Source organism: Flavihumibacter petaseus NBRC 106054 (assembly GCF_000974785.1).
In the GTDB taxonomy this organism is placed as follows: domain Bacteria; phylum Bacteroidota; class Bacteroidia; order Chitinophagales; family Chitinophagaceae; genus Flavihumibacter; species Flavihumibacter petaseus.
Window position 1 is genome coordinate 357,963 of the sequence record NZ_BBWV01000002.1, and the last position, 14,663, is coordinate 372,625.

The 14,663-nt window shown below is 47.7% G+C and carries 9 protein-coding genes; 6 read left to right on the forward strand and 3 right to left on the reverse strand.

What is annotated here, in order from left to right:
* Positions 1-11 precede the first annotated feature (11 nt).
* Complete coding sequence (locus FPE01S_RS11390; protein WP_046369126.1) at positions 12-1,736, forward strand: T9SS type A sorting domain-containing protein; 1,725 nt, start codon at positions 12-14, stop codon at positions 1,734-1,736.
* Positions 1,737-1,774: 38 nt separating this feature from the next.
* Here the strand turns inward: FPE01S_RS11390 and FPE01S_RS11395 are convergent, their stop codons facing one another.
* On the reverse strand, positions 1,775-3,574 hold the full coding sequence (locus FPE01S_RS11395; RefSeq protein WP_046369127.1) for a BamA/TamA family outer membrane protein: 1,800 nt from the start codon (positions 3,572-3,574) through the stop codon (positions 1,775-1,777).
* 99 nt (positions 3,575-3,673) lie between these two features.
* Between FPE01S_RS11395 and FPE01S_RS11400 the strand changes: the two genes are divergently transcribed.
* Positions 3,674-4,504: an SDR family NAD(P)-dependent oxidoreductase gene (locus FPE01S_RS11400; protein WP_046369128.1), complete on the forward strand. Its 831-nt coding sequence runs from the start codon at positions 3,674-3,676 to the stop codon at positions 4,502-4,504.
* Here the strand turns inward: FPE01S_RS11400 and FPE01S_RS11405 are convergent.
* Both FPE01S_RS11405 and FPE01S_RS11410 read right to left on the reverse strand, forming a co-directional pair.
* On the reverse strand, positions 4,501-7,281 hold the full coding sequence (locus FPE01S_RS11405) for a T9SS type A sorting domain-containing protein (protein WP_046369129.1): 2,781 nt from the start codon (positions 7,279-7,281) through the stop codon (positions 4,501-4,503). The genes FPE01S_RS11400 and FPE01S_RS11405 overlap by 4 nt on opposite strands.
* Positions 7,282-7,325: 44 nt before the next feature.
* On the reverse strand, positions 7,326-10,106 hold the full coding sequence (locus tag FPE01S_RS11410) for a T9SS type A sorting domain-containing protein (protein WP_046369130.1): 2,781 nt from the start codon (positions 10,104-10,106) through the stop codon (positions 7,326-7,328).
* A 165-nt stretch (positions 10,107-10,271) separates the two neighbouring features.
* Here FPE01S_RS11410 and FPE01S_RS11415 point away from each other — a divergent pair, with 165 nt between their 5' ends.
* The 4 genes from FPE01S_RS11415 to FPE01S_RS11435 all read left to right on the forward strand — a co-directional run bounded on the left by FPE01S_RS11415 (position 10,272) and on the right by FPE01S_RS11435 (position 14,015).
* Positions 10,272-10,658 carry a DUF1398 domain-containing protein gene (locus FPE01S_RS11415; protein WP_046369131.1) on the forward strand — a complete coding sequence of 129 codons (387 nt, stop codon included), beginning with the start codon at positions 10,272-10,274 and terminating at the stop codon, positions 10,656-10,658.
* Between the two features lie 256 nt (positions 10,659-10,914).
* Positions 10,915-11,415 carry a hypothetical protein gene (locus tag FPE01S_RS11420; protein WP_046369132.1) on the forward strand — a complete coding sequence of 167 codons (501 nt, stop codon included), beginning with the start codon at positions 10,915-10,917 and terminating at the stop codon, positions 11,413-11,415.
* A gap of 212 nt (positions 11,416-11,627) precedes the next feature.
* Positions 11,628-12,248: a hypothetical protein gene (locus tag FPE01S_RS11425; RefSeq protein ID WP_157473998.1), complete on the forward strand. Its 621-nt coding sequence runs from the start codon at positions 11,628-11,630 to the stop codon at positions 12,246-12,248.
* Positions 12,249-13,112: 864 nt separating this feature from the next.
* On the forward strand, positions 13,113-14,015 hold the full coding sequence (locus tag FPE01S_RS11435) for an alpha/beta fold hydrolase (protein ID WP_046369135.1): 903 nt from the start codon (positions 13,113-13,115) through the stop codon (positions 14,013-14,015).
* The last annotated feature ends 648 nt before the right edge of the window (positions 14,016-14,663 follow it).

Genomic DNA, 14,663 nt, shown 5'->3' on the forward strand with positions numbered 1-14,663 from the left:
AACCATACTTTATGAATTTCAGCAAGCAGATCCTGGTACTCCTGGGAATATTTAGTGTTGTAACAGTAAGTGCACAGCAGGTAAATGATTACCGGACAAATCCGACCGCAGATGTGACGGTTGCGCTGAATTCGGCCACCAACTGGCAGATTTATACCAGTCCGGGTGGATGGATTACAGCTACCACCGCTCCATCTCTCAATACTGGTTTTAAGACAACAACACCATTTAATACGATCACAGTATCAGCAGGGGATACATGGAGTCATACTACTCCTCTCACCTTTCCGGCAAGTACAAACCGCGGAATCAACTTTGTGATCCAGGGAAATATTGGAACTGTTTCTGCAACACTGGCATTCCAGAACAACACCTCGACTTTAGTGTCTATTGAAAGATCGGGAAGTGTTGATCTGGCAAATTCTCTCAGTACGATAACTTTCAGGAATCTGAGTTTTATAGGTACTCCTTCTGCTTTAAGTGCTACGATTACGAGCAGTCTTACCGTTTTAAACAATCTGACATTAAACAATGCTACCCTGACACAAAACGGCTCCGGCCGGAACATGGCAGTCAGCGGCAACGTCGTTTTTACAGGGACAAGTCACCTCAACCTTGCAGGTACGTCCAACATATTGACATTAACGTCTACCAGTGCTTTTACCAATGCCAGTTCAACCAGTTATATTCAAATGAACGGAGCTGCCAGGGTAGTCAAGCCAATGACTTCGGGGGTAGCCGTTACTTTTCCAATCGGTACTACTCAGTATTATCTGCCTGCAACTGTTACAACGGGCGCGGGTGCCAACAAAACCGTTACAGTTGGTGTGTTTACACCTGCAACTACTGACGGAACACCTGGTGGTCCACCCTTCAATGCTACTCAATTATCATGGATGGTAAATGCAATGTGGATTATTCAAACCAACATGGGGGGCGGTGGCGGAAATCCTGGAGCCAGTGGTTCTTCTGTAAGTTATCAGTGGCCCGCTGCGTTGGAAGGTGAGCACTTTTCACCTTTAACGAACAGCCAGATTGGTATATCGAGTAAAGCGTCAACTGTTACTACCTGGTCCGGCGCTGCGCAGACAACTGGAAACAACAGCACCAACCAACTCACGCTCAGCAATGTTGTGTTGGGAAATGCTACAACATCCTCCTTTGGTATTGGCAATATCAACAGTCCTCTTCCCCTGAAAACCCGCGACCTGGTTGCCAGGTGGGTGGGTGAAGAAGTGAAACTGAGCTGGACAGGCGAAGCAACGGCTACAGCAGCATTTTTTACAGTAGAACGAAGCACAGAATTAAATGGTCACTATGAATCGATAGGAGACGTTCCTGTTTCCGAGACAGGTTCTATACGGTACCAGTTTACCGACAAAGCGGCCCGCCAGCCGACATATTATTACCGGATCCGCAATACGGATGAAAATGGAAAGGTTACCTATACGCCTTCTGTAAAATTGCAACTGGCTACCGGCAGGCTGGTGCTGGAGCAATTCTATCCGCAACCGGCAAAGAGCCAGCTTAACCTCAACCTGGTTACAGAACAATCCGGGAATACGGAAATGTTCCTGGTGCAATCCAATGGCCAGACTGCCTGGAAGCAAAACATGAATCTTCAGAAAGGCAGGCAGACGGTGCAGTTGAATTTCCCGGCTTTGTCTGCAGGTATTTACTGGCTGATCATCCGTAAAGGAGAAGACCAGCTGCAGCAGACGATCATCATCCAGTAGGCGCCAGTCGTGTCAGCGTTGAGGAAGTGTTTTCAGCGCTACCGGATCGTGGCAAACCATGGTGCCTGGAACTGCATTTCGTCGAATCGCAGGCGGAGATTCGAATTGAAGGATATCGCAAAACTGTTGATCTGGCCGAGCGTTCGCGGATACCAGGTGAGCCTGCCTTCGATGGTGCCAAAGATCAGGTTCTCATTCCGCGTCCGGAAACCGCCACCAATTGCGCTGAAAAGTTTCCCGCCGGTCAACGCTTCGGTTTGCCTCGAAAGCATTGCGCCTTTGGCGAATGCAAAGAACCCGATCTTGAATCCGAACAGTTTCCAGGGCGTGAACAACATGGTTTCCGTCCCCAGGGTCAGCCGCTGGGTTCCATAAGCGCTGTCAGTATTGTATCGGTCGAGGCCATAATCATTGTTCAGGTACAGTTTGTCGTACGCAGTAAAGTTGTTGATGCCGGCATAGCTTATCGTGGCATATTGCCTGACCTTCACTTTCCTGTATTGCAGCAGCGGGCTGTACCAGTTCATGGCTGTCAGCAGGCTGTTATCCGAGAACCCGTCTTTATTGTAGTTGGTGCCAAGCGCCAGGGTGTAGGACAATAGGTGGTCATGTTTGAGCACCATCCAGTGATTGTATTCCCATCCCAGGTAAGTGCGTTTCAGGCTATCGATCCTGGTTCTTCCCAGGATGATTTTGCGGGAGAAACCGACGGGCACATCTTCTGTGACACCGAACCCGAGGATATAGTTGGTCCGGTAATAATTCTGCCTGTACCAGCTGAAACTGCCCAGCACGAATTGTTTGTCCGTGTACAGGTAGTGGTAAAATGGGAGGTCTGGTTTTTCGGAAAATTTCTGATTGAAATAACGCAAGGCAGCAAAGCGGCGATTCCGGTCATCGGGTACATAGCGGCTACCCGTTCGGGTGATGCGGGTGCCGAAATTGTATCCCAGCCACACATCCTGCAGGTGATATGCATAAGCCCGGTAAAGACTGTCCGGTTTCTGTGTCCTGTTTTCCGATTTGCTTTGGTTAAGGTGAAGGCCGCCAGCCCATTTGGCATTGGGAGTGTATAGTGGTCTGTCCAGTTTAATATCGGCAGAAGTTTCATATTCATCACCCAGGGAAATTCCGCTGTTGATGTTGGAATAGGAGATCTCGCCATTGACGAATGAGCCGGCAATATTGTATTTGCGGTAAAGGATCTTAGATCCGAAGGCGGGACTACGGCCATGGTCGTACAGCAACGTATATTCTAAACGCTGGGCCCAACCGAGAAAATTGGCATCATACAGGGTGGCGTCAAAATCACTGATGCCATAGGCAGATGCTTTTACACCGAGACTGAACACATCCCTGACTTTTACGATCATATCCACGGAATCTTCCCCGACCGGTAACAACTGGATCCTGGCATCCTTAATGAAATCAAGTTGTCGCAACAATCTTTCATTATCTGCCAGTTGAAAGGGATCAACAGCGTCACCAGGGGACATAAACAGGAACTGATGGATGATGTATTGTTTGGTTCCGGCCTGCAGGTTATTGGCAAGTTTGGAAATTGTGGTGATCACCCTGTGGGTGGTATCGAGAACGTTCCTGGAAAAGTCTACCTTTTCGATAATGGTCTGACGGATCACCCGGCCGGCGTACTTCCGGTAACTTTGTTCACTCCGCTGGATGAAGGCCGTATCGTTCGGCAGTTGTTTTACCCTGAGGTAACTGTCATAAACATCCTTTGCCAGGCTCCTGGCTTTATTTTTGAGATTGCTGCTGTCCTGTGCATGCACTATTGATACGGCCAGCAAGAGCAGCAGACTAACCAGCCATTTGATCATATTGTAAAGTTGTCCCGTTTGGACCCATTGATGGTCCGGATAATCCTGTTGTCAGAAGTATACCGAATGTAATTTACGGGGAGATTAAAAAATCAGGCCATGTTGTTAAAAGGAAAAAACGCAGTAGTATTCGGTGCAGCCGGATCGCTGGGTACCGCGCTCTCGAAAGCATTTGCCAAAGAAGGTGCAACGGTATATTTATCCGGGCGCCGTCTGCAGCCGGTTCAGGCGCTGACTGATGAGATCATAGCCGGTGGCGGAAAGGCATATGCTGACCAGGTGGATGCATTGGTGGCGGGAGAAGTGAATTCATATGTTGACCGGGTTGCAGCGCAGGCGGGCAGGATTGACCTGGCCATTAACCTGATCAGCCTGGAAGACAGGCAGAATATGTTACTCACCGAAATGGCGCCGGAGGATTTCGAAAGACCAGTACAACGGGCGACGCGTACCCATTTTCTTACGGCAACGGCGGTAGCGCGTAAAATGATTCCCTTCCGATCCGGCGTGATCCTGTCACTGACTGCTACACCAGGTGGTATTGGTTATGCACTCACCGGTGGTTTCGGGCCGGCTTGCTGTGTGATGGAATCCTTCAGCCGGAACCTGGCTGCTGAGCTGGGGATCCACAATATCCGGGTGGTGAATATCAGGAGCGGGGGCTCGCCGGATTCCCGGGTATTCAGGGAAGCTATTGAACAGGGTGGGGACAGAACAGCGGCGTTTATTGACAAGATCAAAAATGATACGATGCTCAAGGCCATGCCGCTGATGCAGGATATCGCTGATGCAGCGGTATTCCTGGCGTCAGACAAAGCATCCAGGATCACGGGGGTGACCCTGGATGTGACAGCCGGTACGACGGCTGCGCTGAATTATAAAATGACCGACATCGCTTTCCTGGAGGAGGAAGACAACCGCTGGCGTTAATGCATGATGACCATCTTTTCCTGGTGGCTTTCACCGTTTCTGAGGTTAACACGGATCAGGTAATTACCGGATGGCAAATTGCCTATCCAGAGTGAGCGGCGGGGTGTGCCGTCCCAGCCATCGCGCCAGGATTGCACCAGTCTGCCTTCTGTATCAAACAATTCGGCTGATGAGGGTTGCTCGTTGTGCTGTGCTGAAGATTGTATTTGTATCCATGAAGTTGCCGGATTGGGGTAGATGCGGAAAGTGTGGACAGGTGGTGTTCCCGGGGTTGCTTCCCTCAGCGCACTATATCCTTCCAGTGTAATGCTGGCCAGCATGGCAGTATAGGTTTGTAGCGCTGCATGACCGATCATGATCAATTGATTGCTGAACAGCTTAGTATCCGTAATGGATTCCCGACCGGATGCGAAAGAGACTGCACTTTTTCCGTTAGTGCCAAAGCTGTTGTCTATTGTGCCATTAGGAAGTAAGCGCAGGTTGACCATTTCATTTTCATATAACGCGCGGTCTAAACAGGTGAAGAGCAGTTTTCCGTGATCTTCATTAATATCTATTCCACTAGCCTGTTCATTGGTAAGTGTTGCCTGGAAAAGCCCCTGGTTGGCAAATCCGGTCGCCCGGGTTCCATTGCTGTTAAATTTGAGGAGTGCAGCGCTGGTATGATACCCAGCATCGTAACCGTTTACACCGGCTATAAACAGGGAGTTGTCCGATTGTACCAGTGCGCCAAGCGGATTGAATTCTACGGTTCCGGTGGCGATGGGTTTGATCCCCTGTTGGTACGCCGGATCTGGCTTGCCATTTTCCAGCAAGCGGGTAATACCCAGCCGCCGGCTGCTTTCGGTGATGGACAAGGTGACCACGATGATCTTTCCATCCCGTTGTTGCCGCAGCAGGTGCATGTCATCATAGAAGGTTTCGAGATCGATATTGGTAAAGCCACCTGTTCCGAAATTCCAGTCGCGGCTGCCATCTGCCCTGAGGCACCAGGCTTGAACATCCCTTCCGTTGAGTCCTGTATTATACTCCTTTTCGTAGGCAAAGCCAATGAGGATGCGGTTATCGCGCAATACCCTGAGCTGTACATCCCGCGACAAGGGAGGAAGTTGCACCTGGACGTCACCGTTAGTTCCCCAGGTATTTTGCAGCTGGCCGGCATTGGTGTATTTTCTGATGTGTAGGATTGAGGGATCTGCCGCAGTACTGCTGCCCTGCAGACGCCAGAACAGGAAATGGCTGGTGCCCGCAGGATCAATACCCGCATTGTATTGGTCCATGGGTATGGTTAATGTACCGTTGTTGGCAAATGTTTTGATATCTCCACCTGCAGTATTGATTGCCTTGATCAGGTATTTCGGTTGACCGCCGTTAAATATGATTTGCCCGACAAGTACACCAGTTTCACCCAGTTTGATGCAACTGGTCCATCGGGAAGGTTGAAATGGCAGATTCACGGTCACGAATCCATCCTGGTCATAATAACGGTCCGGTACGCCCGAAGGGTTGATCTTGCCCAGTACAAAATTGATACCTGTTGTTCCGGAACCGGTGATCATGAGGTTTTTGCGGGGTGTCAGAGCGATATCATAATAGTAATTGTCGGGGTATTGGTCCAGTTGCAGCCACCCGGTAAGGTTGAATTGCGGGTCGGGATTTCCGGAAGGTGTGAGGCGTACAATACGCCCCTGTACCGGGTAACTCATCAGCAGGGAAAACCGGCCGTCTTCATCTGTTACGCCTTTGGAAACGGCACCCGTGAACGGGAGGGAAACTAGTTTCGTCCAGTTGGATACAGCAAAGTCGGGTGTGCCGTTTTGTTTCAGCAGGCTGAACCGGAGGGGTGCGTCATCATTGTGTGTTGAAGTGATTACACAGTAACCACCGTATTTCCGGAAGCCTGCAGCACTGATCTTGTCACCGGAAAGGAAGCCATTTAAATTCTGTACGCCGGCGTTACCAAAACTATTATCCTGTGTGCCGTCTGCATTCAGCCGGATGAGTAATTTTTTGTAGGGACCACCATCGCTCGGGTTATCGTTCAGTGCGATCAGGAATTTGCCATCAGGCTGCCGGCTGATGGCAACCAGGAACAGCTGAACACTTTCCTGACCAACGGGCAATTCGAACATGCCGTAGTTGGGTAAAGCGGGGTCATAGTCTCCCGATGCGGATAAGGTCAGTACGAACAATCGACTCTGGAGATATTCCTGCTGGTGGAAGATGACCATCAGTTTTCCGTTGGGAAGTTTCGTGATGTACTGTGGTTGGATGGAATTTCGGATGGGGAATATTTTTTTGATGCCTTTGTCTCCGAAATTATTGTCCCATTTCCCCTGCGGGTTGAGTTTTCCCAACACGAAATCACTGGTGTAATAGTCGACGCCAAAACCGGGTTCAATTTGATTGAATCCCGCGAACAGTACAGAGCCGTCGGGTTGCAGGAAATGCGCGCGGCCACCGAAGTTGAAGCAGTCCGAAAAGCCTTTGTTACCATATTGTGGTAAAGCAAAGCCATCGCCGGAACGTTTGTAAATGCCGATACCTCCGGCCATGCGGATCGTCGTATAGGTGTCGGCATTGTCATTCATCATGATGTCTTCTACCGTAACTGGATCGGAGGTGCTGCCGGGCACATAATCCAACCGAAACCCGTTGTTGCCAAATGCGGTGTTGAGCGATCCCGGCTGTGCTTGCAACAGAATAGGTACAGCAACGAAACATAGCGCCAGACACTGAAAGCGAATTGCGCAGCGGTAGGAAAGGTTACGTTTCATGCGAAAAGTTTTTGAGTTGATTTTTTTTTAACAGCTGCTGCCAATCAGTGCAGGATCACGATTTTTTCCTGCCGGCTTTCGTCATTGCTGAACCTGACGCGCATCAGGTAGTTGCCGGCGGGTATGTTGCCAATGTATAGGGCGCGGCGCGGGATGTTTTCCCAGCCGTTTTTCCATTGTTGAACCAGGCGTCCTTCTGCGTCGAACAATTCGGCGGAGGTGGGGTGGAGCGCAGGGTTGCCTGAAATTTCCAGTTGAATCCAGGTGGTGGCCGGATTGGGGTAAATGCGGAAGGTTTTTGTGGCAGGAGCAGCGGGTGCTGATTCTCTTAATGCACTGTATCCTTCCAGCGCAATGCTGGCCAGCATAGGCGTGATGATCTGCGTAGCGGCACTCCCTATCATGATCAATTGGTCCGAAAACAATTTGGTGTCAGTCACCGATTCAAAGCCTGTGGAGTAGGATATCGTGCTGCTTCCATCGATGCCGAAACTTTTGTCCGGCTTGCCATTTGCCAGCAGCCGGAAATGGATGATTTCGCCATAAGGCACTGTTCTGTCGATACAGGTAAACAGCAGTTTTCCGTGGTCATCATTGATGTCAAGTCCAGATCCGTAGTCCTGTGAAATTGGTGCTACAAAAATACCCTGGTTGGCAAACTCAGTGGCGCGTGTACCGTTTTCGCGGAACTTCAACAATGCGGCAGCATGAAAGTGATTCCCTGCATAGGCACTGTCACCTGCGATGAACAGGGAATTGTCAGCCAGCAGGAGGGCGCCGCCTATCCTGAATTCGGAGCTATACTGGTTGGTCTCCCGGATGCCCTGCACATAGGCGGGATCAGGCTTTCCATTCTCCAGCAGTCGGGTGATGGCCAGCCTGGGATTATCTTCCGTCCATGCGTTGCTGATGACGAGGATTTTCCCGTCTTTTTGTTGCCGGAACATTTCGATTTCATCCTGGAAGTCTTTCAGGTTAATGGTTACTGTTCCGCCATCACCAAAATTCCAGTCCCGGCTGCCATCCGGTTTGAGGCACCAGATTTTTGCATCTCTTGTGTAACGGGTCACCGCGTCATCATTGTCAACAGAGAAGCCAACCAGGATGCGGTTGTCGCGCAATACCCGCAGCACTATACTGATAGCCTTATCGGGGAGCTGTACCAGGCGCTCGCCATTGTTTCCCCATCGCAGGTCTTGTTGCCCGTTGTTGGTATAACGTTTAATGGTTACGACAGAAGGGCTGGTGGTGGAATAGTAATACGGGGAATGCCAGAACAGGAAATGGTTGTTGCCATAGGGGATGATACTGGTGGCTGCCAGTTGTTCCGGCAAGGGAATCAACAGGGAACCCCTGTTACCGAAGGATTTGATGTCTTTCCCTTCCGTATCCACTGCTTTGATCAGAAAACCGGGCTGTCCGTTGGTGGTGACGGTGGCTCCGGCAAGCAGACCCTTTTCGCCCAGTTTGATGCAGGCCTTCCATTCTGTTGACTGGAAAGGAAACGTCACCGCTACATACCCATCCCTGTCATAATAACGGTCTGGTATACCTGAAGGGGTGATCTTGCCGAGCATGAAGTTTGTTCCGGGTGTTCCCGATCCTGCCACCATCAGGTTTTTTCGTGGTGTCAGTGCAATGCTGTAATACCAGTCGTTGGGAAATTGGTTCAGCTGCAGCCAGCCGGTGCCGTTAAACTGCATGTCCGGGATGCCTTTTTCATCGAGTTTGACCAGGTAATGCAGGCCATAACTACCCATCAGGAGGGAAAACCTGCCATTGTCATCTGTGAGTCCGTCGATAACCGGGCTGGTAAAGGGCAGGGATACCAGCTTTGTCCAGTTTGGATTGTTGCTTGCCGGACTGCCGTTGGGAAGCAGCCTGCTAAAGCGGAGTGGGGAGTCATCGTTGAGGGAGGACGTGAGTACGATATATCCGCCATATTTCCGGAAGCCGGCGGCACTGATTTTGCCATCGGGAATAAAGGCGTCCAGGTACTGAATACCTGCATTACCGAATGCGGGATCAGGGCTGCCATCCTGGTTGATGCGGATCAGGATTTTGCGGGTAGTGCCATCCATCTGGTTGTCATTGAGGGCAATCAGCGATTTGCCGTCCTGCTGCTGGTTGATGGAAACCACGAACAGCTGTGCACTTCCCTGTCCAACGGCCAATTCGGTTATGCCGAAATTGGGAAGTGCAGGGTCATAATCGCCTTCCGCAGAAAGCACTACGGTGAAGAGTTTGCTGTTGCCGTATTCCTGCTGGTGCAGCATCACCAGCAATTTTCCATTGGGCAGTTTGCCCAGGTATTCCGGTTGTATGGTATTAACGAGCGGAAATATATTCCGGATACCGCGGGTGCCGTATTGGTTGTCTATTTTGCCCTGGGGCGTCAGTTTTCCCAGAACGAAATCACCTGTATTGGTGCCGGAAAAGTATTCTTCTATGCCCAGGAAACCAGCAAACAAAGCCGACCCGTCAGCAAGCAGGAGATGTGCATCACGACCGAAACTGAAACAGTCGGAAAATCCTTTGGTTCCATATCCGGCGGAAGGTGTGCCGTCTCCGGATCGTTTATACAGACCGGTTCCGCCAGCCATGGCGAATACCGAGTAGGTGTCTGCGTTGTTGTTTACCAGGATGTCATCAATGGTGGTATTGTTACTCTGTTCGCCAGGAATATAATCCAGCCGGAAACCATTGTTGGCGAAACGGGGATTCAGAGATCCCGGCTGTGCGTAGAGTAAAGCGGGTAAAAAAGAAAGCAAAACAAGGAAGTTGTTGCGCAGCAACATGCGCAGGAAGGATAAGTTTAGGTTCATGCCTGGTTATTTTGAGGATGAAAGTGGCAGGCCGGAAAATAAAGGCAGGATTTTTGGGTAGGAAGTTTTGAGATAGGCCCGGATCCGGCCAACAAATCTACGGCCGTCTTTATTACAGGAAAACGGGAAAATTCCCGTACCCTCAAACTTTGTTAACTTTATCACATGGTTACACTCGAGCAGATCAAAGCGGCTCATGCGAAGGTGAAAACCGGAGCAGATTTCCCCGCTTATACGCGTCAGCTGACCTTACTTGGCCTTACGCATTATACTGTTGAAGTGCGGGATGGCAGTGCCACCTATTTCGGGCCGAACCAGGAACCGATTCACGCCACACCCCTTTATGCGCCAATCGATATCAAAACGCCGGGTGATCCGGCCAGGTTAAAGCAGGCCCTGGAAAGGCATCAGAAGGGGCTGACCGATTATCTTGCCTTCTGTGTGCAGGCGGCTGATGCCGGGGTAGAACGCTGGACTACCTACCTCCTGGAAAAGGAAGTGCGTTATATTGACACTACAGAAGAAGTATTGTTGCGCGAACCGATTCCCTGATAGGTTGAGTTTCAGATCCGGGTAAAATCCGGAGTGGCAATCTGTGCCGCTTCGGCAAGCTATGTAGGCACAGCATTGAGTCGAGCTGTACAGTCAGAAGCAGGGGCAGGAACTCCTTTTTGAAAAAAAAGTGTTCACAAGTGGCTGTGCATTGATGCAATTGCGCAATGAACATTGCGCAATATTTTTAATTGAAGATCAGTTGTTTGAATTAGTATCCGGATTGCGGCTATTTGCTTATTTTACATAAATACAAATGTTAGCAGCAAGCATGACGACGACCCTGAATTACATATCAGACGTTGGATTTACGTTGAATTCTGTACCAATTAATTGGTTCACCACCCGTGCCGATGTAAGAAGACTAATCAACCTTCCATTTAAAGACATGGACAGCACCATTGACATTGGGGACAATCAGACAATTGAAAGCAGACGTGACGTTTATCAAAATATTAACGGTGGCGAAAACTATTTCTTTTTAAACTATAATGCGGACAATGTCTTGACTGAGGTCGAAGTTCATTGGGGCGTTGACATTTTCGTTAAAGAAGTTGCTCTCAATTTTAAAAGTCATATCCAAGACAATGTTAACGCTCTAAAGAAGCTGACTGACAACTTTAAGGAAATTGAGCCTGGTAATTATTTATTCTCAGACTTAAAGCTAACTATCGCCGACGCTGAATCATGTGGTGGTGACGGCCATGAACTAAGATACTTTTATGCGTCAACCGACATAGCGCATTTGAACGAATAGTGCCTGCTGCTAACATCGCATTGGCAATATGCGGGGGCGACGAATAAATCTTGTTCGACAGTAACACGGATTAATTGTAGTTCTAGCTTTCCGGATCACAGATGAGCTTTGGAATATACTCTCAGCTGTATATCTTTACCCGGCTGACGTTCCAGCAGGACGAAACACGGAATACCCGTACATCGCCAATACGCGGACGTAAGCGGCAACCTATGAAGCGTTTCAAAATCAACAACATTATGAATTTTGAATTAGCGGAGGACATCAGCGAACTTTTATCCACCAATAAACTTGATGATGCAATATTACTTGCGGAAACAAAATTAAAGGAGCAAGTTTCAACCGACTTCAACAAACTTTTAGGTCAGGATTTGCTCCACCAAACAGACAAATTGGTTGACTTCTTCTCGGACTTTTGCGAATCAGTGATTAGTAACCTCGACCTAAAAGCAATCTATGCAGAAATGAACGGTTTTACAATCAATTGCGACCTATGGTTTCTTGACTTATTCGCTTATGATAAAGTTGGCGGGACTGACGACACAGACTGGCTTGCTGACTGGGAAGAAGGCAATTCAACAACAAATAGCTTTCCATTGACAGGTTACGAAGAGTTACAAAAGACCTATCAGGACTATATGGACAATCAAAAATATAAGGACAGTCAAATACAAGCAGCAAGCGATGTGGCAGAACTTTTAATAGTGCTGCGACTGCAAGAATTAGTAAGGGCAGCGACAGAAGTAGCAAAAAACAAAAACTTATTTTGGGCGACCATTCCAGTATTTGCATCAGCACACGACTATTATGACACAGTCTACAAAGCAAATTAAGCAGACAAAATTCGTTTGAGAACTTTGGCAGCCGCTAACAGGCGGTTTGGCAATATGGCGTAGTGACGAATATTTGCTCAACATTTTGTTCGCTATTTGGCTTCAGTTCCAACCGACGAATAACGCCGAGCAGTAGAATAAGCAATGAGCTTTTATTTATAAATTTAACAACGGTTATGGGCTGACGATTATCAAATTCCGCCACATCACCAAGCCGTGTCCGTTGCCTGCAATTTTGAGAGACACAACATGCGACTCATTAGAAAATTAATATCAAACCTGTTATTTCTCCTCCCATTTTTCACCCAAGGACAATCTCAAGACAAAGTCATAGACATTTTTCAATTAAAGCAAACCTCATTTTTTAAAGAAACTAATAGTTTTAAGTCCGACTCGACCTTTACAATCCGACAAAAAGTATTCTATAATGAACCTTATAAAAAAGACGAAGAATATTCTCACCTATTGACAATCACAATTTTCGACAATTCTAAATTAGACTCAACAAATACATTTAACTTAGAAAAAGATGCTTCTGCAATTACATGCTCTTATGACAAATCCTCAGTTTGGAATTGGCACGCCGAAAAGACATCCATTAGCGGACAAGTGACAATAATATCAAAGACTGCAAAAAAAGCAAAATTGAAATTTGAAATCACAGTTTTAGACTCATCACATCAGACAAAATTAGTTTATACCGGCATTAGGACTTTCAATAGGGTTAAAACAATTAATAATCTATATTGACAGCAAGCGGTTATGGGCAGACGGAATGCTAATTCCCAACCTGCATAAGGCCCTGCTCGTTGTAAGCAACCCTGACAAAGACTGTGGTTATTGGTAAAATCAAAACTGTTTAATATGAAAAATAACTTTTTCCCACTCAGTTTTTTTTTGCTGCTATTTTATTTGTCTTCATGCAATAACAGCAACACCGCCAACACACAGAGCCAAGGCAGTACAGAGCCTCAACTCAAAAGCATTTTCATTAACGGTGACAGCATTCATTACATTGATATGGGTAAAGGCGACCCTGTGGTTTTTGTTCACGGTGCATTGAGTGATTACCGCACCTGGCGGAATGAAATAGATACTTTTGCCAAAACCCACCGGGTCATTTCTTACAGCCGGCGCTATGCCTGGCCTAATCAGCAAACGATAATCGACTCTTCTAAACATTCCTATGCATCCCATGTTAAAGACCTGGTGGAATTAATAAAGGCACTTAAACTTGAACCGGCTCACCTGGTAGGGCATTCCTCGGGCGCCTTTATTGCCATGTTGACCGGTATGGGACATCCTGAGCTTGTGCGTAGTCTTACACTTGGAGAACCGCCGATAGTGTCATTATTGCCTGAATTGAATGCAAACCGATTTTGGGGGCCAGTTGCCGAGGCATTTATAAACAATGAACAGGAAAAAGCGATAAAAATCTTCCTTGCCGCCGGGATAGACAGTACATACTTCTCCAGGATTTCCCCATTCGACCGCGAAATAGCTATGGCGAATCCTCAGGAACTTAGAGCTGCAGCTTTTGGCCAGGATTTTAAGCCGAATGTTACCTGCAAGGATTTGGAAAAAATAAAAACACCTGTATTACTCCTGGGCGGCGATAAAGCCTTCTCCGATGGATCAATATTTATTAAGATGGAACCTTGTTTAAGCAATAAAGAAAAAGCAACACTGCCCACGACGCATGGATTGGAGATTGAGAACCCGTCTGAATTTAATAAAGTTGTACTTGGGTTTATAGATAAATATTAAGTGCATGATTGCGGATAAAGAAGGGCTTCTTACAACAGGTTTTGCGTCAGCAGGGGGCGACGAATAGATCCTCACCAAAATTACTACTATCAGCTATATATCTGGCTGACCGAACACGGATGAGCTATAGAATGTATTTTTCACCTTTTGTAACTTACATCGGCTGCAGTAATAAAAGAGTTTCTAAGCGCTTTAGAAGTAGCGGTTGAAAAAAAGAAAGTATCTCAAGTTCAGGCTGCGATTAAGAAAACAGTTACCACGCTCAATAAACTCAACCCGAAGAATAATAATTTTATAGAGACACTTGAAAGAGACGAATTGATTGACTTTATGACAAAGGCTGTTAGGCTAACAGGTTTTAAGATTGAAGAAGGTGCAGACATCACAGAAGATTGGAGGGAATGGTAAATAGTATAACGACAGCTGACAGGGTATTACCGCAAGCCGGGCGGACGGAAGCTGTGTCGCATGACTTGGAATTTTTTTCAGCAGTAGGTCGGGCAGGACAGGTAACTTTAGCCGAGTACTTATCTTCAACTTTATCTATATTTTCAACATCAGTTGGCCTGGCAGCGGAAAACTATTTCCCAGCCTGCGTTAATGCCTGATCGTTGTGTACTATGCTCAATGACGCAAAACCGGTTCAAT

What these genes read in the sequence shown, in the direction of transcription:
- FPE01S_RS11425 (WP_157473998.1), top strand. Translation starts at nt 11,628, where the DNA reads ATGAAGCGTTTCAAAATCAACAACATTATGAATTTTGAATTAGCGGAG.
- FPE01S_RS11395 (WP_046369127.1), bottom strand. Translation starts at nt 3,574, where the DNA reads ATGATCAAATGGCTGGTTAGTCTGCTGCTCTTGCTGGCCGTATCAATA.
- FPE01S_RS11435 (WP_046369135.1), top strand. Translation starts at nt 13,113, where the DNA reads ATGAAAAATAACTTTTTCCCACTCAGTTTTTTTTTGCTGCTATTTTAT.
- FPE01S_RS11390 (WP_046369126.1), top strand. Translation starts at nt 12, where the DNA reads ATGAATTTCAGCAAGCAGATCCTGGTACTCCTGGGAATATTTAGTGTT.
- FPE01S_RS11410 (WP_046369130.1), bottom strand. Translation starts at nt 10,106, where the DNA reads ATGAACCTAAACTTATCCTTCCTGCGCATGTTGCTGCGCAACAACTTC.
- FPE01S_RS11415 (WP_046369131.1), top strand. Translation starts at nt 10,272, where the DNA reads ATGGTTACACTCGAGCAGATCAAAGCGGCTCATGCGAAGGTGAAAACC.
- FPE01S_RS11400 (WP_046369128.1), top strand. Translation starts at nt 3,674, where the DNA reads ATGTTGTTAAAAGGAAAAAACGCAGTAGTATTCGGTGCAGCCGGATCG.
- FPE01S_RS11405 (WP_046369129.1), bottom strand. Translation starts at nt 7,281, where the DNA reads ATGAAACGTAACCTTTCCTACCGCTGCGCAATTCGCTTTCAGTGTCTG.
- FPE01S_RS11420 (WP_046369132.1), top strand. Translation starts at nt 10,915, where the DNA reads ATGTTAGCAGCAAGCATGACGACGACCCTGAATTACATATCAGACGTT.